A 20,783-nucleotide genomic window follows, 5' to 3' on the forward strand; every position below is an offset into this window, starting at 1 on the left:
AGCGACCGGAAACCCGTCCGAAAAACTCCATCAGAACGACTGCCCCAGGCTGATGTACAGGGCCACGGGACGTTCGCGGTTCCCTTTGATGCGGTCGAGGGGGAACGCCACGTCGACGCGGATCGGGCCGATGCCGGTATAGTAGCGGAGGCCCAAGCCCGCCGCGTAGCGGATGCGCTCCTCGAAATCCGGAAGGCTACCCTCGAAGGCGGTGCCGGCATCGAAGAACGGCACGATCCCGATCGTGTCGGTGATCTTGACCCGCGCCTCCACCGAGGCTTCGAGCAGGCTGCGCCCGCCCACCGGCAGGTTGAACGGTCCGCGCGGCCCCAGAGTCCGGTACGGGAAGCCGCGCACCGAGCCGCCGCCGCCGGCGAAGAAGCGGATATTGGCCGGGATGTCCTCCAGGCTCGCGCCGGAGATCGAGCCGAAGCCGACGCGACCGGCGAGGATGTAGCGGGCCTCGTCGTCGATGGCGTAATAGGTCGAGCCCTGCGCCTTGGCGACGAAGATCGACGGGTCCGAGCCAAGGAACCCGGCATAGGGGGTCACCGAGGCGGTAGCCCGGAACCCCTGCGTCGGATCGAGCAGGTTGTCGGTGGAATCGTAGGCCACCGACAGCGGCACGCCGACGAGGCGATAATCGACCTTACCGAGCGCGTCCTGCGAGCGGCCGGCCTGACCGTCGACGCCGATCTGCGCGTAGAACGTGTCGGAGAATCGGTGCCGGATGCCGATCGTGCCCCCGGCCGCATCCGAGACGTAGGATTGCTGGGCCTCGCGGCCCGCGAAAATGTTGGCCACGAGATCGTTGCGCGTGCCCCACAAAGCCGGCTTGACGAAGGTCGCCGAGACCCGGCCGCCCAGGCCGTTCGAATCGATCCCGGCGGCTTTGCGCTGCGCAGCGTAGAGGTCGTTGCCGAGATAGTAGATGTCGGCATCGAGCCGCAGGGTCTCGCCGCCGCCGAAGAGGTTGCGGTTGGCATAGTAGGCACGGATGCCTGGGCCATCGACCGTGGAGAAGCGGGCCGCGACCCCGATCAGGTTGCGGTCGCGCTCGGTCACGTCGACGAAGATCGGCAGGTTGCCCTGCGCGTCGAGCACTTCGCCCTCGCGCACCCGGACGGAGCCCAGGGCTTCGACTTTGGCGACGGACCGGCGAATGTCGGCCACGGCCTTGGGCGAGTAGGGATCGCCTGGCTCGCTGTAGATGAAGGAGCGCACCACAGCGGGGTCGATGCCGGTGGTGCCACGCACGGCGACCTCGCCGAGCCCAGCGATGGGTCCCGGATCGATGGTGAAGCGCACGTCCATGACATGGGCCGCGTCATCCACCACGGGGTCGCGGGAGACCGCCTTGGCGAAGGGATGGCCCAGCGCCCGGAAGCGGTCGACGATCTTCGCCTCGCGGGCGAGCACGGCGGCCGAACGGGCGGGGACGTCGTCGCCCACGCGGGTGAACCGCTCGGGCAGCACTTCGGAGGGAAAATTGTTGCCGCGCGGATCGGTGGCCGCCACCGTGCGGAGCTTGTAGAGCGGGCCGGCATCGACGACGATCTTGACGGGTACCAAGGCCCGATTCCGGCCGCCCTCGGCGGCCCGCGCCGCCGCCGCAACCGAGGCCTCGCCCGATAATTCGACCTCGTCGATGCGGATGGCGACCTTGCCCTGGTAGTAACCGTAGCCGGAGAGCACATCGGACAGGCGGCGAAGGTCCGCCTCTGCCCGTCGCACGATGCCCTCGCCATCGGGCGGCGCGTCCTGGCGCAGGCGATAGAGCGTCGACGTGTCCTGCAGGGCCTGCAGGACGTCGTCGTCTTCGAGCCCCTGGAACTTGACCGAATAGGGCACCGCCTCGCGGCTCGGCGCCGGGGGCTCCTCCTCGGAGCCGAACAGGCCGAACAGGTCGAAGGCGACGGCCGGAGAGCAGGCGAGGGCGGTCATCGACACGCCGCCGAGGACGGCCAGGGCCACGCCCGCGCAGCCGTCCCTCAAGCCTCTGGCCTTGGACAAGCCTCTGGCACTGGAATTGTGAACACCCGACGTCACGAAGCGCGACCCGCCCGCGATCCCGCCCTCGTTATCCACGACGACGCAACCCCGAAGGTTCGTCCGCCCATCTTCGATTCCGTCATCCCGCCCCCGCTTCGATGCCGGTCAACCTTCCGTGACGACCCCTCACCGGGTCGTTAAGGTCGTTCCTCGCCCCATGTCGCAGAGTGGCAAGCCTAGCCGTCGCCCCCGGCGAGGGCAACCACGGGCAGTGCCGCAGCCCGTCCCGTCGGGTCCGCCCCGCTGGAACCGCCCGTCATTCAGTCGGCTCGCTTTGCCGACGGAAATCGCAGGCTAAGTCGGGAACCCGGAACGGCCGGGAGCCTTGTCTGAGAATCGCAGGCACCCTAACTTTCACCCATCGGACCTTGTCTTCAACGATCCCCCGCCGGTTCATTCCGGGTCGCACGCCCAGCAGTCGCTGCAGAACTGCCGCGGACCGTCGCTTCGATCCCATCGCATCTCCGAGACCCTGCGCCCTGTCGGCCGCGCGTAGCGTTACCGCGGCCCGAGAGGCCCCCTACCCCCTATTCGAGACGAGGGCGCGCCCCCTGCAATCGCGTTCCTCCCGACGGCGAGAAGGACATATCCATGAGCACGGGCACCGTGAAATGGTTCAACGAGACCAAGGGCTACGGCTTCATTCAACCGGATGACGGCGGCAAGGACGTGTTCGTCCATATCTCGGCCGTGGAACGCGCCGGCATGCGCAATCTCATCGAGGGGCAGAAGCTCTCCTACGAGATCGAGAATGATCGCCGCACCGGCAAACAATCCGCCGGCAACCTCCAAGCGGCCTGAGGCCGGGACGAGCGAGGGCCGTCCGTGTGAGGCCTTCGTTCAACACATGTATAAGAAGCCGCCCTGTCATGGGCGGCTTCTGTTGATTCCGGCCGAATCGTGAGGCATTGGGCTTTGCGATTCGATCCCGTCCATCGATGATTCACAGCAAGGCTCAGCGCCGCGCGCTTCCGCTCGCGGAACGGGCCGAGACGCACCACCCGAGAAAGGTCAGATGAGCGCCTTCGACTACAGGAATTTCGACGACCGCCGTAAGAACTCCGCCAGCGCCAAGCAGATGCTGCTGGAAAAATTCAAGGCCCGTCCTCCGGCGGATGACCCGGACATGGTGGCCAAGGCCCAGGCCCGCGCCGCGATCGCCCGGGCCCGCGATGAGAGGACTCGCGAACGCGAGGCCGCCCGCATCGCCGCCGAGAAGAAGGCCGCCGAGGAGAAGCGCGCTCGCGAAGAGGCGGAACTCGCCGCCCAGATCGCCCGCGAAGAGGAAGAGACGCGTCTCGCCGCCGAACGCAAGGCAATCGACCTCGCCGAGAAGAAGGCCCAGCGCGATGCGCGCTACGCCGCCCGCAAGGCCAAGGCCCGTCGCTGAGGGCCTGAACGGGCCATCCCTCGTGAGGGAGGCCTCGTCGTCACAATGACTGCAAGGGCTCGGATCGTTGGACCGGATTTCGTATCCGGTGTTTCTATCCGGGCCCTTCTGCGTCGTCGCCTCGGCTCACGCCGATGCCGAACGACAGCGCCGGCTTCAGGCCTCGTTCTCGGCTTCGCCCTCGTCCTTCTCGGACGTCGTCTCGACCTCGCCCTTCGGCTCGGTATCCGCCTCGGGGCGGGGGCCGGCCTTGAACGAACGACGGGGAGCGTTGCCGCGCTTCATCTGCGCCGGCTTCTCGATGGCGCCAAGGCGCTCGGAGAGCTGCTTGGCCCGTTCGTTGAAATCGTTGGTGGTGCGCGACTGAGACGCACCACTCTTGAACGCATTCGCCACTTGGGCCTCATGGAGTTGCCCAGGGCACGGGTTCGTGCGGGGTTGGCCGTGTTCTAGCACGGTTTGCCGCCGAGCGGGCAGTTAACTGTCCGACACGGCGAGCAACGGTCCAGGGCCGGACCGTCGCGGTCTCTTGAGGGGACCGGGTCCGGCTTCAGAACCGGGCCGTCAGGAACAGTCGGACGTTGCGGCCGGGCAGCAGGATCTCATCCTTCTTGAACGAGGCCGAGTTGCGGATGTCGTCGTCGAGAAGGTTGCGCCCCTGGAGCCCCACCGTCACCTCGCTGGCACCGTAGATCACCGGATCGAGGGACCGCGTATACGCCAGCTCGGCGCGCAGATCGTTCCAACCCCGAGTCAGTGTCTCGAACGGCGCGATCTCGGTATGGTCGAAGGCATGGAGCAGGTTCACCCGGCCGAACCAGCCATTCGCCCGCAGGAAGGCGCCGCCGCCCAGGCGATGGGGGGGAATGCGCGGAACGTAGGAACCGTCGTCGAACTGCGCCCGCACGAAATCGTATTGCGCCTCGATCCCGGCCCAGCCGTCGCCGACGGGAAGGATGTCGAGTTGCGCGCCGATCTCGGCGCCGTAGAAGGTCGTGTTGGCCTGCGAATAGACGATCTGGCGCAACTCGTCGCCGCTGCCGCAAGACGCGAAATCGTCATCGCAGCGGTTGCCGGTATCCCGGCGGTAGATGAAGCCGGTATAGCGCGTAACGTATCCGGTGGCGTCGAGGCGCAGGGGACCTTCGGCCCGGCGCAGGCTGAGCTCCACCGTGCGGGCACGCTCCAGTTTCAGGGTGGGATCGCCGATCTCGAAGGTCGAGGAGGCATGGTGCGGCCCCTGCGAGAACAGCTCGTAGCTCGTCGGCGCGCGCTCGACATAAGAGCCGTTGACGCTCGCCACGAACCCGTAGGGCAGGTCCTGCAGGGCTCCGAAACTCAAGCTCTTAGGAGCGAAGCGGCGGGTCAACGCGAAGCTCGTCGGATCGATGCCGCCGGGCAGGTAGTCGGCGGGAAACAGCGTGGCGGTGCTGTTGAGCCGGTCGTTCCCGATCCGGCCCGCCGCCTGGAAGCGCAGGCCGCCGCCCACCGCCAGTTCCTCGAACAGATAACCGGCCAGGGAGCGCGATTCGGTAGGCGGCAGGAAACTTTCCAGCTGTGAATTGAGGACGCGCCGGCTGGTCTGCAGGCCGACCGCGCCGGTGAGGGTGCCGAGCGCGGTGACGACCGGCACGTGCTGCGCCTCGAACCGGGCCTCGACCTCGCGGTTCTTGAAGATCGCCTGCACGCCCTCGGGGCCGGCCACCTCAGCATGGTCGTGGTCATGCTCATGGTCATGGTCGTGGTGCGCCAGACCGATCTCCTCATGGCGGTAGACCGAGCCGCCGGCCCAGAACCGCAGCACCTCGAACGGCCCCTGAAGCGGCCGGTACTCGCCACGGGCGAGCACGCGGTCCTGGTTCGGGTTCAGGCGCGAGCGGGTCTCCTCCGACTCGCCTCCGGGGATCTGGTACATCGCCTCGTAATGGCTGAACGACACGCCGAGGAAGCCGCGATCGCCGATCGCCGAGATCCCGATCGAGCCGCCCTGCGTCTCGGTGGCCGAATTGCGCTGGATGCCGCCCGGAATGGCGTAGGAATCGGTGGCCGTCTTGAAGCCGTCGGCATGGACCGCGATTCCGTTGGCCCCGTCATCGACGCTCGCCGCGCCGAGCCGACCATTATCGACGCTGGAATAGCCGGTGGTGACCTGGCCGGAGACGCCCCGGGCCGGGATGAAGGTGGGCACCTGGTTGTTCTCGGACGAGACCACACCGCCGATGGCGCCGGAGCCGTAGCGCAGGGTCGCGGGGCCGCGGATCACCTCGATCCGGTCGGCGGTGAGCGGGTTGACCGGTACCGCATGGTCCTCGCCGAGATCGGACACGCCGCCATTGACGATGCCGTTCTCCTGGATCCGCACCCTGGCATTGTCGAGTCCGCGAATGATCGGCCGCGAAGCCGCTCCGGGCGCATAGGTCGAGGACGAGATGCCGGGGCGGTCGGAGAGGGCGTCGCCGAGGGTGCGGGGCTGGTTGCGCTGGATCTCGGAGCGGGTGACCACCGTGACGGGGGAGAGGCTGTCGCCGACGACCGGCAGCACACCGGTGGGAAAGCCCCCCACGGCGGAAGGGCCGGGGGCGGGGAGGATCGGGCTCGCGGAGGTCACGCTCAGCTCGGAGAGCGTCGCCTCGGCCTGCTGGGCCGCCGCGGGGGCGATCATCGCGCCGGATGTGAGGCCCGCTCCGGACAGCATCGTCCCGGCCAGCCAGATCCTCGATCGTCTCATCCGTGTCACGCCCCAAAATTACTATGTTATAATGTTTCATTACCGGGGGCGTTTCATGCGGCAAGAGGGGGATGTGAGCCGCGTCGCGGTTGATCTCCGACTGTGGCCGATGCGCATCATTGCCGAAACGGCCGGCAGCGGGCGATGAGCGTGGCTGCGACGAAGGCGGCGCTTGCGCAAGGCTTGGCGCGGGCAAAGATCCCTGTGGTGATCTCCCTCTCCCTCCTCGGCGCAAGCCTTCCCTTCCTGGGCGCAAGCCTTCGCGTACTCGGCCTCCTCCTGCTCGGTCTGTTTCTTCTGCCGCTCGGCAGCCATGCCCTGTGGTGGATGGCGCGGGGCGGTGGCGCGGCGGACTGGGCGGTGGCCGACTGGTCGAGTGCCGGGCTGTTGCGTCCGCCCAAAGCGTCGGACCCGGCCCTCGTCCGGGTCTATGCGGCGCGGGTCGGGCGCTGGCGCGGGATCTTCGCCCATCACAGCTGGATCGTGGTGAAGCCGGAAGGCGCCGCCCGCTACACCCGCTACGACGTGGTCGGCTGGGGGATGCCGGTCCGCACGGACGGCTGGGCCGCGGACGGGCGCTGGTTCGGCAACGATCCGCAGACCGTCCTCGCCCTCGACGGGGACGAGGCTGCCCGCGCCATCCCGGCGATCCGCGCGGCGGTGGCCGATTATCCCTACCGGGCGCTCGGCACCTACCAGGCCTGGCCTGGGCCGAACTCGAACAGCTTCACCGCCCATGTCCTCGCCCGCCTTCCGGAGCCACGGGTGACCCTGCCGCCGACGGCCCTGGGCAAGGATTGGGCGCCGCCGGGTCGCATCGTCGAGCGTACGCCGAGCGGCACCGGCATCCGGTTGACCCTGGGCGGCTATGCCGGGCTTACCATCGGCTGGGTCGAGGGGGTCGAGATCAACCTGCTCGGTCTCGTCGCAGGGCTCGACCTGCGCCGCCCGGCGATCAAGCTTCCGGGCTGGGGCAGGATCGGAACGGCATGACGACACCCCTCTTCATCCGCCCGGCGGAACCCGGCGATGCCGATGCGATCTGGTTCATTCTCGAGCCGGTGATCCGGGCGGGCGAGACCTACGCGCTGCCCCGCGACGGCTCGCGCGAGGCCATGCTGGCCTATTGGTTCGCCCCGGCAAACCAGGTCTTCGTCGCTTTGGACGAGGGCAGGGTGCTCGGCACCTACATGCTGAAGGCGAACCAGCAGGGCGGCGGCGCCCATGTGGCCAATGCCGGGTTCATGACCCATCCCGATGCGGTCGGACGCGGCATCGCCCGCGCCATGGGACGGCACGCCCTCGACGGCGCCACCCGCCAGGGCTTCCTCGCCATGCAGTTCAACTTCGTCGTCGCCAGCAACACCCGCGCGGTGGCCCTGTGGGAAAGCCTCGGCTTCTCGCGGATCGCCCGCCTGCCCGAGGCGTTCCGGCACCCGAGCCTCGGGCTGGTCGATGCCCTGGTGATGCATCGGAAGCTCGGGGCGCACCGGGATTCGTAGAGGTCGGACGTCACGTCACGGTGCGCCGGACGGAACATCGGCAGCCCGAACGCCTTGTCGCGCAACGTCTTCAGCGAGCCCCATGCCCGATCCCTCCCCAACGCCGAACGGCTCGCCCCTGCGCGTCACCGTCGATCTCAACCGATGCCAGGCCTACGCCCAGTGCTGCTACGCGGCGCCGGAGCATTTCGTGCTGCACGGGCGCGAGGCGTTGTTCTACGACCCCGCGCCCTCGACGTCCGACCGTCTCGCCATCGAGCGGGCGCGGGTGTCCTGTCCGGTCCAGGCGATCCGCGTCGAGGATCCGGAGCGGCAAGGCCGATGAAGGGCATGGATGCCGAAGGGCATGCGGTGGTGGTCGGCGCGTCTCTCGCGGGCCTGCGCGGCGCCGAGGCCCTGCGCCGCGCGGGCTTTGTCGGCCGCCTCACCCTCGTCGGCGACGAGCCGCATCGCCCCTACGACCGGCCGCCGCTTTCGAAAGCCGTCTTGACCGGTGACATCGCGCCGGAGGCGACAGCGCTGCCGAACCTCCATGCCTTGGATGCCGAATGGCGGCTCGGTGTCGCCGCCATCGGCCTCGACCGGGAGACCCGCGAGATCCGCCTCGCCGATGGCGCCACCGTGTCTTACGACCGGCTCCTCATCGCCACCGGATCGCGCGCGCGATCCTGGCCGAATCCGACTGAGGCGGGCCTCTCCGGGGTCCATACCCTGCGCGGGCGCGACGATGCCGCGGCTCTCCGCCGGGCGCTCGAGGCCGGCCCGAAACGAGTCCTCATCATCGGCGCAGGCTTCATCGGCTGTGAGGTCGCGGCCTCCTGCCGGGCCCTCGACCGCGCCGTCACCCTGATCGATCCGGGACCGGCACCCCTCGCCCGGATCCTCGGGCAACCGGTGGGCGAGATCGTCGCCGCCCTGCACCGGGCCCTTGGGGTCGACCTGCGCAGCCGGACCAAGGTCGCGCGGCTGGAAGGCGATGCGTCGGGCCGGGTGGTTCGCGCCATCCTCGAGGACGGCGCCACCGTGGAGACCGACCTCGTGGTGGTGGCCCTGGGCGCGGTGCGCAACACCGAATGGCTGAGCGGCTCCGGGCTCGATGCCGGCCCCGGCGGCGTCCTCTGCGACCGGGCCGGTCATGTCCTCGACACGGAGGGACGCCCCGACGAGTTCATTGCCGCCGCTGGCGACGTAGCGCGCTTTCCCCATCCGCTCTACGACGGGCGTCCCGTCGCCCTCGAACATTGGGGCAACGCCGTGGCGCAGGGCGAGCATGCCGGGCACCTGCTGGCTGGAGCGGCCACGGGCGCGGCCTATGCCGAGATGCCCGCCTTCTGGTCCTCGCAGGGCGGCGTCACCATCAAGTCGGTGGGCCTCACCGAAGGGGCGGATGCCATGGTCTTCGCGCAAGGGAGTCCGAAGGAGGGGCGCTTCGTCGTCGTCTATGGCGCCAAGGGTCGCTGCATCGCCGCATTGTCGTTCGATTCCGCGCGCTGGCTCCCCGCCTATGCCGAGCAGATCGCAGCCCGCGCCCCGTTTCCGCCGATCCGCGTTGGGGTCGACCTGCACGGTCTCGCGGTGCTGAAGCCGGGCTTTCCCGAGGAACGGACATCGTCATGAAGACCAGATGCCTGTTCGAGGCGGTCAAGGACGAGGCCAACCGGGCCGATCCCTATCCGCTCTATGCCCGCCTGCGCGAGACGCCGGTCTCGCGCCAGGACGACGGCACCTATGTGGTCTCGACCCATGCGGCGATCACGAGCCTCCTGCACGATCCGCGGATCAGTTCGGAGACCCTTCCGCCGAGCGAGCGCCCACGGACCGGCAACCCGCTCTCGGACTGGATCGTCAACCCGGTCAAGGACCACCTTACAAATACCCATCGCCCCTTCATCTTCCGCGATCCGCCGGACCATGACCGGCTGCGGATGGCCGTGATGGGGCAGTTCACCCATCAGCGGGTCCACGCCATGCGGAGTCGCTCGCATAACCTCGTGGCCGATCTGCTGGACAAGCAGAGCGATGCGACGCGCCTCGACCTCGTCTGCGACCTCGCCTACCCGCTCCCCGTCACGGTGATCTGCGAGATGCTCGGCGTGCCGCCGGAGGACGAACCGCAATTCCACGGCTGGGCGACACAGCTCGCCTCGGCCCTCGAGCCGGACAATCTCGGCAACGCGGAGGCCCGCGCCAAGAACATCACCACCTTCGACGAGATCTCCACCTACATGCGCGGCCTCATTAAGGAGAAGCGCCGGCACCCACAGGACGACATGCTGTCCGGCATGAGCGGCGAATCGGGCAAGGACGGCGGAGCGGGGATGGGCGAGGTCGACCTCATCGCCACCGCCATTCTGCTGCTGGTGGCCGGGCACGAGACCACGGTGAATCTCATCGCTAACAGCATGCTGGCACTGGTGCGGCACCCCGACATCCTCGCGCGACTCGCCAACGAGCCGGACCTCGCCCCGCGTCTCATCGAGGAAATGCTGCGCTACGACCCGCCGGTGCATTTCCGGACGCGGCGGGCGTTGAGCGCCATCGACATCGCCGGCACCACCATCCCGGAGGGCGCCGACATCGTGCTCCTCCTCGCCTCCGGCAATCGCGACCCGGCGGTGTTCCGCGACCCGGACCGGTTCGACCCGGACCGCCCCGACATCCGTCATTTCGGCTTCGGCGGCGGCCTCCATTATTGCGCAGGCGCGCCGCTCGCGCGCTTCGAAGCCGAAGCGGCCCTGGTGGCGCTGGCGCAACGCCTCGTCCATCCACGTCTCATCGACGATCCGCCGCCCTATCGCTCGGGCGCGGCCCTGCGCGGCCCCATGCATCTCCGGCTCGCCATTGAGGGAGTGGCACCCCGCCGCTGAGCTCGCTCGGGCACGATTGCGGCCTTGCCGCCACACCGTGTCCGAAAAGCCGGAGCGACGCGCCTTTCCCCTCTCCGGCCTGCGGCATTGCCTTGCCGTCAGCGCAATTGGCGGTGACGCACCAGTCCATTGCCGAAGTCCCCGCCGGGAAGAGAGATCGATGCCGCGTCAGTTCCTGTCGACCGTTGCCCTCGTCGTCCTCGCCGCAGGCCTTGGGGCCTGCAGCTCGTCGCGCCTCGAAGGGCCGAGCCGCGCCGGCCTCGGTGCCCAGGCCGCCCTCGAGCCGGTCGCTCCGGCCATGCCCGCCGGCCCGGTGACTTCCGCTCCCCTCGCGCCCCCGCCCGGCGCCAGCGCGGCCCCCGTCGATGCGCCGCCCCCGGTAGGGTCCGACGTGGCCCTGGCGCCCGCCCCGGTCGTCGCCGAACCGGTCTACGTGCCGCCGCCGGCTCCGCCGATCGTATCGAGCGGACGCTCCTCGGTGGTGGGAAGTTGGAACGCCAAAGACGCCACGGGCGCGACCTGCAAGGTCTCTCTGTCAAGCGCCCCCGCCCTCGACCTCTACAAGGCGAACGCCTCCGGTTGCGCTAACAAGGATCTGGCGAAGGTCACCGCCTGGGATTACCGCGACGGCGAGGTCTATCTCTACCAGCCCGGCGGCACCGTGACGGCCCGCCTGCGCCAGGGCGGCGGTGCGTTGGACGGAGCCCTTTCCAAGTCCGGCGCCTCGCTGGCCCTGGCTCGGTAGCAACTTACGGCGTCACATCACGAAACCGGTACAAAGCCTTGCCGTTGCTGAGTTTCAGGGAACGATCGTAGACTCTCACCCGCCCCTTCAGGGCGTGACCCGAAGCCCCAGCAACCAGGTATTGGCGCTGAAGCTCGACCCGGCGGAGGTGCTGTCGATCTGCTGGTAGATGTAGCTGCCGCGCATGGAGAGCCAGCGGTTGAAGCGGTAATCGAGCCGGGCGGTGGCCGAGAAGCCGCGCTCGGTGATGTTCACCCGGTCGTAGTCGCTGGCGAGGTAGCCGCCGCCCAGCGTGATCGACAGGTTGCGCAGGAGGTCGTGCTGCACCTCCAGGGTCACCGCCTTGGTCAGCACGCCGCTCGATCCCGGGACGGCGGTCTCGATGATACCGGTGGCCGCGTTGAGCCGCACGGTGGTGAGCGGGCTCGCCGTCCAGATCAGCGCTGCGTTGACGATCGGGGCGGTGAGGTCCTTCAGGCCTGGATCGACATAGGTCCGGTGCTGGAGACCCGCCGAGACCTCGCCGTTGACGAAACGGGTGAGCGCCACGCGGGCGCCGCCCGTCACGGTGATGCCATCGGAATTCCGGCGGATCCCATTGGAATCGGTGCGCAGGTCGTAGACGCGGGTATCGGCCAGGACATCGACGAAAGGCGAGATGACGGGCGAAATCTCGTAGGAGGCGCGCAGCCTCAGGCCGTATTGGTTCAGGTTGCGGTCGCTCTGGTTCAGGATCGCCCCGTTGGAGAGCGTCGCGCTCTCGAACTCCGACCGGTCGATGAGGCCGCGCAGGGACACCTGCAGCCGATTGAACGTCTCGGTGACGCCGATCGTCGTGCCGTAGCTCGCCACGATCGGGCGGTTCGAAAGCGTGGCGTTGATGTCCGGCGAGCCCGGCCGCTGCGTCTCGACCAGGAAGCGGGTCTCCACGTCGAGGGTGGTGCTGCGGTTGGCGTCGAGGCGCAGGCGAACGGTGCCCGCGCCATTGGGCCGGCTGGCGGCCTGGTTGTCGGGAAAGTCGAGATAGCCGCCGCGAAGTTCACCCGCGAGTTCATGCGAAGACCAGTCGCTGCGGAAGGCGAGCTCGCCCTCTGTCCGCAGGGCGAGCGACCCCTTGGCGCGGTCAGCGGTGATCTGGTCCGGATTGGTGTCGTAACCGACGCTCTGCTGGAACACCGGCAGGAAGGTGAAGGTCCCGAGTTTGATGCCGAGGGGGGCATAGGCTTCGTCCACCGCGAGCGGCCTGCGCAGGGCGGCGCCGAGGAAGGCGCCCGGCGTGCCGATTCCGGCGAGCGGCAGCAGAGTCAGGGATGGGGCCGAGGGCGGGACGGGCGACGGGGTCGGCAGTGGCGCACCGACGACGGCATTGCGGATCACAGGTGTGAGGCGCAGGTCCGGCGGCGGCGTCTGCACGATGGACCGGACCGGCCGCGCCGTCGACACGCCGAAACGGCGCGGCGGGATCGCGCGCAAGCGCAGGAGATCGGTGGGATTGCGGTTGTTGCCGGCGCTCGTGGCCGGACGCGCGACGGGCGCGAGGGAGCGCCGTCGGGCAGGGTTTCCGGCCGAACCGTCGTCGGTCTGCGAGAAAGCGCCGTCGCTCGGGGAGGCGGCGCCGGTGGATGCGTCGCCGGAGGCCCCGCTGCCCCGCAGGGTCGGGCCGCCTGCGGTACCAGCACCCGTGGCCGAGGATGGATTCGTGCTGCCGAAGGTCGGTGCGGCGGGCCGCGGCGCCTGGCTCGACTGAGCCTCGGCCTGGCTTCCGGGCAGGGCGACGGCGGCCGTCAGGATCAGGCCGTGAAGCCCCCTCCTGCGCCATCCTGCGATCGGCCCTGCACGCATCACGGACGAGTGTCTCTCCGCGGGTCCCCGCCTCGAGCGGTGCGCGCGACAGGACCGCTGCCCAGGATGTTTCGCGGACGTCCCTTCGCGCATCCCGGACCGGCGCGACGGACGCGGCGGCCAAAAAATCGTCCCGGGGGATCGCGCACGTTCAAGACGCACGGCCAACACATCGGGACGGCTCTTCGCCGACCCCAACGTGGTAAAAGAACAGGGTTAGCGTTGTCTTAAGACCGCGTCATCGAGAGGGTGGATCGAGGCCGGGCCCGACAGGACCGGCACGGTGGGACGGGCAATCATACGGGGGCGAGGAGCGGCCTGCTCAAACGGTCCGACCACGTCACCGACGATCCCGGTGCCGCACGTTCCATGGCGTTCAAGGCGTCGACGAGTGCGTCGGCTTCCGCGAAGGCAAGCCCGACCTGCCGCAGACCCTTCACCCATGCCGGCCGACCGGTCTTGGTGTCGAAGACGGTCCACCTGTCGAGGCTCCGGTCATCGGAGCGGAGATCGTAGGTGATACGGCAATCGATGAACATCACTGTTCCACATGGTGCTGGGCACGATCGCGGCCCCGGGGTCACGGAAACACTACCATCCCGCATAGTCCTGCCATCCTCCATTTGGGGGATGGCGACTGTCCCGCCAGCGGATCGGCACCTCGGGCGGAAGCGGGCCGCGTCAGCCGAGCCGGTGATAGGCCTTGAACCAGCGCACGAAGGCCGGGATGCCGACTTCGATCGGCGTCGTCGGGGCGTAGCCGAGGTCGCGGGCGATGGCGCCGAGATCGGCGTAGGTCTCCCTCACGTCGCCGGGCTGCATCGGCTCGGACCGGCGGATCGCCGGGCGCCCGCAGGCCTCCTCCAGCACGTCGATCATGTGCAGGAGCGGCACGGATGTGTTGTTGCCGATGTTGTAGAGGCGGTGCGGCGCATGGCTGCCGCCCGCCTTCTCTGCGCCGTCATCGGGGGGCGGATTGTCGAGGCAGGCGAGGATGCCGGCGACGATGTCGTCGATATAAGTGAAGTCGCGCCGCATCGCGCCGTCGTTGAACACGCGAATCGGCTCTCCGGCGAAGATCGCCTTGGCGAACAGCCACAGGGCCATGTCGGGCCGTCCCCAGGGCCCATAGACGGTGAAGAAGCGCAGGCCCGTCTGGGGCAGGCGATAGAGATGGGCGTAGGTCTCGCTCATCAGCTCGTCCGCTTTTTTGGTGGCGGCATAGAGCGAGACCGGATGGTCGACGCGGTCTTCGACCCGGAAGGGCAGGGAGGTATTCCCGCCATAGACCGAGGAGGACGAGGCATAGGCGAGATGCGCCACGCCCCGGTAGCGCGCGAATTCCAGGATATTGAGGTGACCGACCACGTTGGCCTGGATGTAGGCGCGCGGGTTCTCGATGGAGTAGCGCACCCCGGCCTGAGCACCGAGATGGACGATCCTGTCGATCCCATCCCCCTCCAGGCCCCTGTCCAGGGCCTCGTGATCGGAGAAGTCGATGGGCAGGAAGCGGAACGCGTCGCCCCGGCGCGTCGCGATATCGGCGATCCGGTCCCGCTTGAGCGCAACGGAATAATAAGCGTTGAGATTGTCGATGCCGATGACCGTCTCGCCACGCGCGAGCAGGCGATCGGCCACATGGTAGCCGATGAAGCCCGCGGCTCCGGTCACGAGAATCGCCATCTTCGGGTCGAGGCCTCATCGTCGCCCGGACCGCCTGCCGACGAGGCCGGCGGCGATCCGGAAAGGTCCGTTCAGAGTCGCTCGTAGAGTTCCTTGAGGCGCCCGCGATAGATCTCGGGGCTGTATTTCGCCGCCTGGACCTTGCCCATCTCGGAGAGCCGCCCGCGCAGGTCCGCATCCGAATCCACCGCGCGGATCGCGTCGGCGATGTCGCGGGCGTCGTAGGGATTGATCAGCAGCGCGGCGTCGCCGGCGACCTCCGGCGTCGAGCCCTCCTTGGAGGTGATGACCGGGGTGCCGAGCAGCATGCTCTCCAGTACGGGCAGGCCGAATCCCTCGTAGAGGGACGGGAACACCACGCCCTTGGCGCCACGGATGAGGCTGACGAGGAGCGAGAACGGCGCGTAGTCGAACCGCCGGATACGGTCGCGCTGGTAGGTCATGTTGTCGATCTGCTCGAGATACGAGTTCGTCGTCGGATTGATGAACTTGAACTCGATATCCGATTTCCAGGCCGCGCCGCCCACGATGACGAGAGGCGCCGAGACCTGGCTCGCAAGATAGGCCTCGACGAGGCGGCCGACGTTCTTCTTGGGCTCGATGGCGCCGAAGAACAGGAAGTAGCCCTTGTAGGGCAGGCCGAACGCACCCTCGATCTCGCGGCGGACCACGTCTTCGGGCTTATCGGCGAACTTCTTCGGGATTTCCACCGACTGGTAGGTGTTGGTGATCCGGTGCTCGGGGCAGCCGAGCAGGTTGATGATGTCGCGGCGCGAAGTCTCGGACACGGTGACGATGTGGTCGGCATCCTTCACGATGCGCCGCATCAGGCGCAGGTAGCGCCGCTTGATGTCGCCGGTGGTGAAGGGCAGGCGCAGGGGCACGAGGTCGTGCAGGGTGTAGATGTTCTTGGCGCCCGGAATCCGGATCGGCAGAGGATAGGTCCAATGCATGATGTCGGGCGTGCGCAGGCCGCTGACGCGCAGGGTGCGGTTGTAGGTCTTGAAATAGGCGAGCGCGACGTCGAACAGGTTCACGCTGTTCCAGATCTGGTCAAAATACGGCATCCGCGCTTCGAACGTCTTGCTGATGACGGTGCCGGTGATCGGCACCTTCACCGCACGCCGCCCGAGGGGCGAGGTGAGCTGGTCGCGGATATAGCGCAGGATCACCAGCCATTGGGGCGGGGTGCCCACCGCCGGATCGAAGAACGAGATCTCGCGCAGAAGCGCGTCGATGCCCGGCGAGGCGCGGGTCCCGTAGAGGACGTCGGTCCGGTAGCCGAGCTCGTGCAACTCGTAGCTCAGGTTACGGGCGTAGGTGGCGACGCCGGTCCCCTTCTCCAGGCCGAGATTGTACCCATCCAACATCACACTTTTAGGCATTCCGGACTTCCTCGGATGGTTCTGCGATGGGTCGGTGGCGACAGGAATGAAAGACTCGGACCACATGCGGTCTCACGCGCCGATGGCTCGGCCTCGTGCCGTCCGAACTCCGTTCCTCCTCGGACGCTGACGCCTGCGGGAGGACGGAGTTCGGCTCTTCTCGGATCGCCGCGTGGCCTCGGCGATCCGACGCGTCCCGTGGGGCCGGGCGCCTAGAACTTGAGCGCCTTCAGCACCTTCGGCTCCACCGGCCAGGGGGTCGCCTCGAACTCGACCGCCTTCGGCAAGGGGAAGGCCTCGAACAGGGCCTGGGGCGAGTAGGTCAGGGGCCGCCATGTGGCCTTGATCCAGTCGACGGCCTTGTCCCATTCGGGCTTGGCGCGCCGCTCCAGGCAGAAGGCGTTGAGGCGGGTCACGCCGGCGCCGAGATAGAAATCCCGCACCCGGTGATCGACCTTCTCCTCATCGTCGTCGAGCTTGAGCTCGCGGCCCTCGCCCTGGCCATAGGTGGCGAACCAGGCACTGGGAATACCGTAGCATTCCGCGATCACGAGGCCGTGGAGCGAGGTGGAGAGGATGTGCCGGCAGGACACGATCTCCTCGACCTTGGCGCGCAGGGACGGTGCGTCGCGTTCGGTGATCGTGTTGATGATTCGGATATCGCCCTTGCGCTCGGGCGGGATACCGTAGCGCGTCATCACGTCGAGGACGGTGGCCGCGGGATCCTGGGAGGCGAGCTCGGTCAGGTGGACGATGACGCCGATCTCATGGGTCTTCGCCACATGGCCCATGGGCCAGAACTTGGGCAGCAGGTAGACCGGATCGCCGTAGATTTCCGGCACCGCGATGCCCTGCGCCCTCAGCACGGCGCCGGTCTTGGGCCCGCGCACGGCATGGACGTGGAACTCGGTTCCCGCCGGGCGCTGGTAGGGCGCCGGGTTCGGGTTGCCCGGGCAGCGCTGGGCATCGAGACCGGTGCCCCACATGTGCACCGTGCCCTTGCTGATGGCGTGGCCGATGGTTCCGACCGCGACGAGGCGCTCGGAATTGCTGTCGAAGCCCGCATGCCGCACGACGCGACCGGAGATGGCGGCGACCATGACGGCGCTCAGTGCGTCACCGAAATTGGCATAGGGAAACTTCGGCGAACTGGCCGCCCAGGCCAGGGGCACCGAGCCGGGCGGCAAGGTCGATTTAATGCGCTTCAGGAGAGCGACGGAGCTCTTTTTTTTTTCTAGCTTCGCCTTTGCGACCAGGGCAGCATCTTCGCCAGCCGGCTCGGAGACAGTCTTTTCGGCCACAGCTCTTGCAGCGGCTTTGGGAGCGCCTTTGGGAGATTCGTCAGGAAATCGGGCAGCGGCCACCTTGGCACCTCCCGGAAATTCCTTGCGGTCGAGACGGTTCAGCTCGCCCACATCGTGGCGGAGTTTCAGGTCTGTGAGCGCCTTGTGCTCCCAGATCGTCTCGCCGGGCGCGGCGGAGATCGGGCTCAGATCGACCGGGAAGGCGTTGATCAGGGCATCGCCATCGAAGGTCTTCGGCGACCAGCTCTTGTCGATCGCCTTCATGATCGCGGGCCAGTCGCTCGGCTTGGGCCGCGGCTGGTTGAAGACGTCGATCTTCGGCAGGCCGAGGCCGGTATAGAGATCGACGATGCGCAGATCGACGTCGCCACCGGGGGTGAGTTCCACCGATTGCAACCCGTCCTTGCTCAGGCTCGGCGCGAAATACAGGCAGGGAATGCCGTAGGATTCCGCGATCACCATGCCGTGGAGGCTGGTGGAGACGATGCGCTCGCAGGACAGGATCTCGTCGATCTTCGACTGAAGCGCACCGACATGCAGCTCGGTGACGGTCGTGATGAGATGGATGTCGTCGGCGAGTTCGGCCGGAATCCGGAAGCGCGCGATCTCCTTGCGCGGCACCGCCTCCATCTCGCGGTTGGCGAGTTCCGAGAGGTGAAGGATGACGCCGAGTTTGTAGCGCTTCTTGACGGTCGGCTTGTAGAATCGGGGGAGCAGCCAGACCGGGTCGCCGTAGGGAACGGCGTGCGAGAGGGTCTTGGCCGAGAGGAGCGATTCCGAGACCGGGCCGCGGGTGGCGGTCACGGTGAAGTGCGACTCCGCGGACGGGACGAAGGGTTTCTTCTCGGCCGCCGGCGCGGAGGGGTTGGCCCAGTTCGAGCAGCCCGTGCCCCAGAACCAGACTTCGCCGTTGGCGAAACCGTGCCCGATCGTACCGACGCAGGACAGGCGTGGCGCGAACGACTTCATCGGCGCCCTGCGGATCGGCTTGCCCGAGAGCAGAGCGATCATCACCGGGCTCAGAGCGTCGCCGAAGTTGAGATAGTTCATGTCCAGGGTCGAACCGGCCCAGGCCAGCGGAATCTCGCCTTTCTCACGCACGTACCGGGTGATGGATGTCGCCATAGATCGCGTCCTCGGTTCTTGGATTTTCTAAAACAAAAACAATGATCGTATCGTGATGGTGCGATTCAAATCCGCCAGCATCGACACGCCCGACGCTCTTGGACTCGTCCCACCGCAACCGGAAACAAGGGCTGCGCAAAAAATTCCATCAACGCACGAGTGACTATATTCTTGGCAGCTCGACGCGATTGCCGAACTCGCCCTGTCGGCGGACACCGAGGTCATCCTGCATCTGATTGCCTGAATGCCAAGTCCGCCAATCCTCCCAAGTCATTGGTGCGCCTGATTAAGGCGGATTCTGCGGGGTGTCCAGGGCGGGATGTCGCGGCATCGGCAAAACCGTAGGGTGCCATCGGTCTCGCTCCGGCCAGCGACAAGCGGGGAGGGCTGGCCGTCATCACGACGTGGTCTGTGGAACGCGCTGCCTGGCTGCGCCCGACGGCGGGACGACGCGCCGGGGCGGGGCTGGGCGCTTGGCGACCCGCACGGTCTTCGCCCCCTCGTCTACACGCTTCAAAGCCGCGATGATCTGCCGGCCGGTCTCAGTCCAGGTGGTGGGCCGATAATTTCTGTCGATCTCGCGCTCCTTCTCCCGGAGCAGCTCGGGATCGGTGGCGTAGGTCTTGATCTTGGCGGCCCACTCGCTCGGCATGTGGGGAGGCGCATAATCGACGAAATGCTGGCCCACCTCGGGCAAGGAGGTGGTCTTCGAGACGATGCCGAACTTGCCGAAGCTCAGGGCCTCGGCCACCGGCAGGCCCCAGCCCTCGTAACGGGAGGGAAACACGAACATCTGGCAGTTCTTGTAGAGGGTCCGCAGCGCCAGATCGTCGACCTTGGCGAGAAAGTGGAGCTTCCGTGCCAGCGGCGTCCGCCTGACGATGGCGCGCAGCATCATGCGCTTCTTGCGCTTGCTGTGCCCGACGCAGACGAGGCTCGGAGCCGCCTGCTCGTTGCCCTTGAAGGCCAGCGACCAAGCCTTGATGGCGACGCGGTGGTTCTTCCGCGGGTGTACCGACGAGACGTAGAGGATGTACGGCCCCTTGACCTTCAGCGGCTTCGGCGGGGTGTTGTCGCCAATCTGAGACACACCGAAGTTGAGCGTCACGATCCGCCCGCAATCGAACCCCTGATAGGCGATGAGCGCGTCCGCGGTGGCGCGGGACGGCGTGAAGATCACATCCGCAGTCTCGAGCACGAGGTCGATCCAGCGCTTGAACGTCGCATGGGCCGACCGGAACGTGAGCTTCGGCCGCTCGATCGGCAGCATGTCGTGGACGAGGATCGCCTTGCGGCATGAGATGTCGGCGGATTTCAGCGCGCTGACGATGCCCGCATAGTTCGAGCGCGACCAGCTCGCCCCGAGCATGACCAGCCACGGAGCCGACCGGGGCATGGAACTGTCGGCGGCCGCCGCCGGCTGGTTCTTGAAGATGCGGACGTAGCTCAGCTCCTCTACCGCCTTGGCGACGAGGGAGCGGCCCTGGACGGTGTTGGTTCGGCCATACGCCTCGATCAGCTCCAGCATCGGAGCGCTGATGGGTGCGAGCCGCCGCTTGAACGGCGTGATGCCGATGGGAGTGATGACGCAGTCGAGATCGTCCGCCTGGATCGCGCTGGTGATTTCGTAGACGACCCGCTGGATCCCCGTGATCGGCAGCCCTCTTTTGAAGAAGGAGACCAGATCCGTGTAGTCCATCAGAATGTTCGAAGCTGTCATGGAACCTGCATTTTGGTTCCGACGATGGACATGCATCGCCGCATGACATGCATCCTTCTCTGACCGCCCCCGGAGACAGCGATTCTGGCCATCGTTCGGAACGCCCCGCCTCTTCAAAAACGCAGCGGCCATGTGCGTGCACGACGCGTCGAAAATATGACCTTATCCCACTGCCGGACGAGGCTACTGCATCGCACCAACGGCGCATAGCCGGTCAGGTGAAATGAGACTCTTCATCGATCACGATGGCGGGCATTACGGGGGGAGCGGTAGCGCTTGAGACGAAGAGGTCCACGACCCTCATCCGACGTCTCGTCCGGCACAGCCAGGGACCGGAGAAGGTATTTGGCTCCCCGAGTAGGACTCGAACCTACGACAAAGCGATTAACAGTCGCTTGCTCTACCAACTGAGCTATCGGGGACCACGGCGGGGTCTCTAC

At 67.4% G+C, this 20,783-nt stretch carries 17 protein-coding genes and 1 tRNA gene; 8 read left to right on the plus strand and 10 right to left on the minus strand.

Translation table 11 applies throughout. The features are described from left to right. Positions 1-30 precede the first annotated feature (30 nt). Positions 31-1,944: an autotransporter assembly complex protein TamA gene (locus tag FPV16_RS14165; RefSeq protein ID WP_227439088.1), complete on the minus strand. Its 1,914-nt coding sequence runs from the start codon at positions 1,942-1,944 to the stop codon at positions 31-33. A 699-nt stretch (positions 1,945-2,643) separates the two neighbouring features. Here FPV16_RS14165 and FPV16_RS14170 point away from each other — a divergent pair. Together FPV16_RS14170 and FPV16_RS14175 are read left to right on the plus strand one after the other, a co-directional pair. Continuing rightward, positions 2,644-2,853, plus strand: coding sequence for a cold-shock protein (locus FPV16_RS14170; protein ID WP_018043862.1), 210 nt, complete (start codon positions 2,644-2,646; stop codon positions 2,851-2,853). A 214-nt stretch (positions 2,854-3,067) separates the two neighbouring features. Next, positions 3,068-3,442 (plus strand): DUF6481 family protein, encoded by a 375-nt coding sequence (locus FPV16_RS14175; RefSeq protein ID WP_227439049.1) that lies wholly within the window; start codon positions 3,068-3,070, stop codon positions 3,440-3,442. A 156-nt stretch (positions 3,443-3,598) separates the two neighbouring features. On the opposite strand, the gene FPV16_RS14180 is transcribed toward FPV16_RS14175, so the two are convergent. Then, positions 3,599-3,838 (minus strand): hypothetical protein, encoded by a 240-nt coding sequence (locus FPV16_RS14180; RefSeq protein ID WP_018043860.1) that lies wholly within the window; start codon positions 3,836-3,838, stop codon positions 3,599-3,601. 154 nt (positions 3,839-3,992) lie between these two features. Further along, positions 3,993-6,170 (minus strand): TonB-dependent receptor, encoded by a 2,178-nt coding sequence (locus FPV16_RS14185; RefSeq protein WP_413629304.1) that lies wholly within the window; start codon positions 6,168-6,170, stop codon positions 3,993-3,995. A gap of 144 nt (positions 6,171-6,314) precedes the next feature. Here FPV16_RS14185 and FPV16_RS14190 point away from each other — a divergent pair, with 144 nt between their 5' ends. From FPV16_RS14190 to FPV16_RS14215, 6 genes are all read left to right on the plus strand, one after another. Next, positions 6,315-7,163 carry a DUF3750 domain-containing protein gene (locus FPV16_RS14190; protein ID WP_227439050.1) on the plus strand — a complete coding sequence of 283 codons (849 nt, stop codon included), beginning with the start codon at positions 6,315-6,317 and terminating at the stop codon, positions 7,161-7,163. Continuing rightward, on the plus strand, positions 7,160-7,672 hold the full coding sequence (locus FPV16_RS14195) for a GNAT family N-acetyltransferase (RefSeq protein WP_227439051.1): 513 nt from the start codon (positions 7,160-7,162) through the stop codon (positions 7,670-7,672). Before FPV16_RS14190 ends, FPV16_RS14195 begins: the two co-directional genes overlap by 4 nt. Before the next feature lie 82 nt (positions 7,673-7,754). After that, complete coding sequence (locus FPV16_RS14200) at positions 7,755-7,997, plus strand: ferredoxin (protein ID WP_227439052.1); 243 nt, start codon at positions 7,755-7,757, stop codon at positions 7,995-7,997. Positions 7,998-8,002: 5 nt separating this feature from the next. Next, the gene (locus FPV16_RS14205) at positions 8,003-9,289 is read left to right on the plus strand and encodes an NAD(P)/FAD-dependent oxidoreductase (RefSeq protein ID WP_227439090.1); all 1,287 of its coding nucleotides are present in this window, start codon (positions 8,003-8,005) and stop codon (positions 9,287-9,289) included. Further along, positions 9,286-10,539: a cytochrome P450 gene (locus FPV16_RS14210; protein WP_227439053.1), complete on the plus strand. Its 1,254-nt coding sequence runs from the start codon at positions 9,286-9,288 to the stop codon at positions 10,537-10,539. Before FPV16_RS14205 ends, FPV16_RS14210 begins: the two co-directional genes overlap by 4 nt. A gap of 160 nt (positions 10,540-10,699) precedes the next feature. Beyond that, positions 10,700-11,284: an AprI/Inh family metalloprotease inhibitor gene (locus tag FPV16_RS14215; protein ID WP_227439054.1), complete on the plus strand. Its 585-nt coding sequence runs from the start codon at positions 10,700-10,702 to the stop codon at positions 11,282-11,284. An 87-nt stretch (positions 11,285-11,371) separates the two neighbouring features. Here FPV16_RS14215 and FPV16_RS14220 read toward each other — a convergent pair whose 3' ends face one another. The 7 genes from FPV16_RS14220 to FPV16_RS14250 form a co-directional block, all read right to left on the minus strand. Then, positions 11,372-13,126 (minus strand): outer membrane beta-barrel protein, encoded by a 1,755-nt coding sequence (locus FPV16_RS14220; protein WP_227439055.1) that lies wholly within the window; start codon positions 13,124-13,126, stop codon positions 11,372-11,374. Positions 13,127-13,422: 296 nt separating this feature from the next. Then, positions 13,423-13,665, minus strand: coding sequence for a hypothetical protein (locus FPV16_RS14225; RefSeq protein ID WP_227439056.1), 243 nt, complete (start codon positions 13,663-13,665; stop codon positions 13,423-13,425). 142 nt (positions 13,666-13,807) lie between these two features. Further along, on the minus strand, positions 13,808-14,809 hold the full coding sequence (locus tag FPV16_RS14230; protein ID WP_227439057.1) for an NAD-dependent epimerase/dehydratase family protein: 1,002 nt from the start codon (positions 14,807-14,809) through the stop codon (positions 13,808-13,810). Between the two features lie 71 nt (positions 14,810-14,880). Next, positions 14,881-16,194, minus strand: a complete 1,314-nt coding sequence (locus tag FPV16_RS14235) for a glycosyltransferase (protein ID WP_227439058.1) — start codon at positions 16,192-16,194, stop codon at positions 14,881-14,883. A gap of 212 nt (positions 16,195-16,406) precedes the next feature. After that, positions 16,407-18,623, minus strand: coding sequence for a polysaccharide pyruvyl transferase family protein (locus tag FPV16_RS14240; RefSeq protein ID WP_227439059.1), 2,217 nt, complete (start codon positions 18,621-18,623; stop codon positions 16,407-16,409). Between the two features lie 397 nt (positions 18,624-19,020). Further along, complete coding sequence (locus FPV16_RS14245) at positions 19,021-20,322, minus strand: glycosyltransferase family 4 protein (protein ID WP_227439060.1); 1,302 nt, start codon at positions 20,320-20,322, stop codon at positions 19,021-19,023. A 367-nt stretch (positions 20,323-20,689) separates the two neighbouring features. Further along, a tRNA-Asn gene (locus FPV16_RS14250) sits at positions 20,690-20,765 on the minus strand. Between the last annotated feature and the right edge of the window lie 18 nt (positions 20,766-20,783).

Source organism: Methylobacterium sp. W2, assembly GCF_020662345.1.
Lineage (GTDB): Bacteria > Pseudomonadota > Alphaproteobacteria > Rhizobiales > Beijerinckiaceae > Methylobacterium.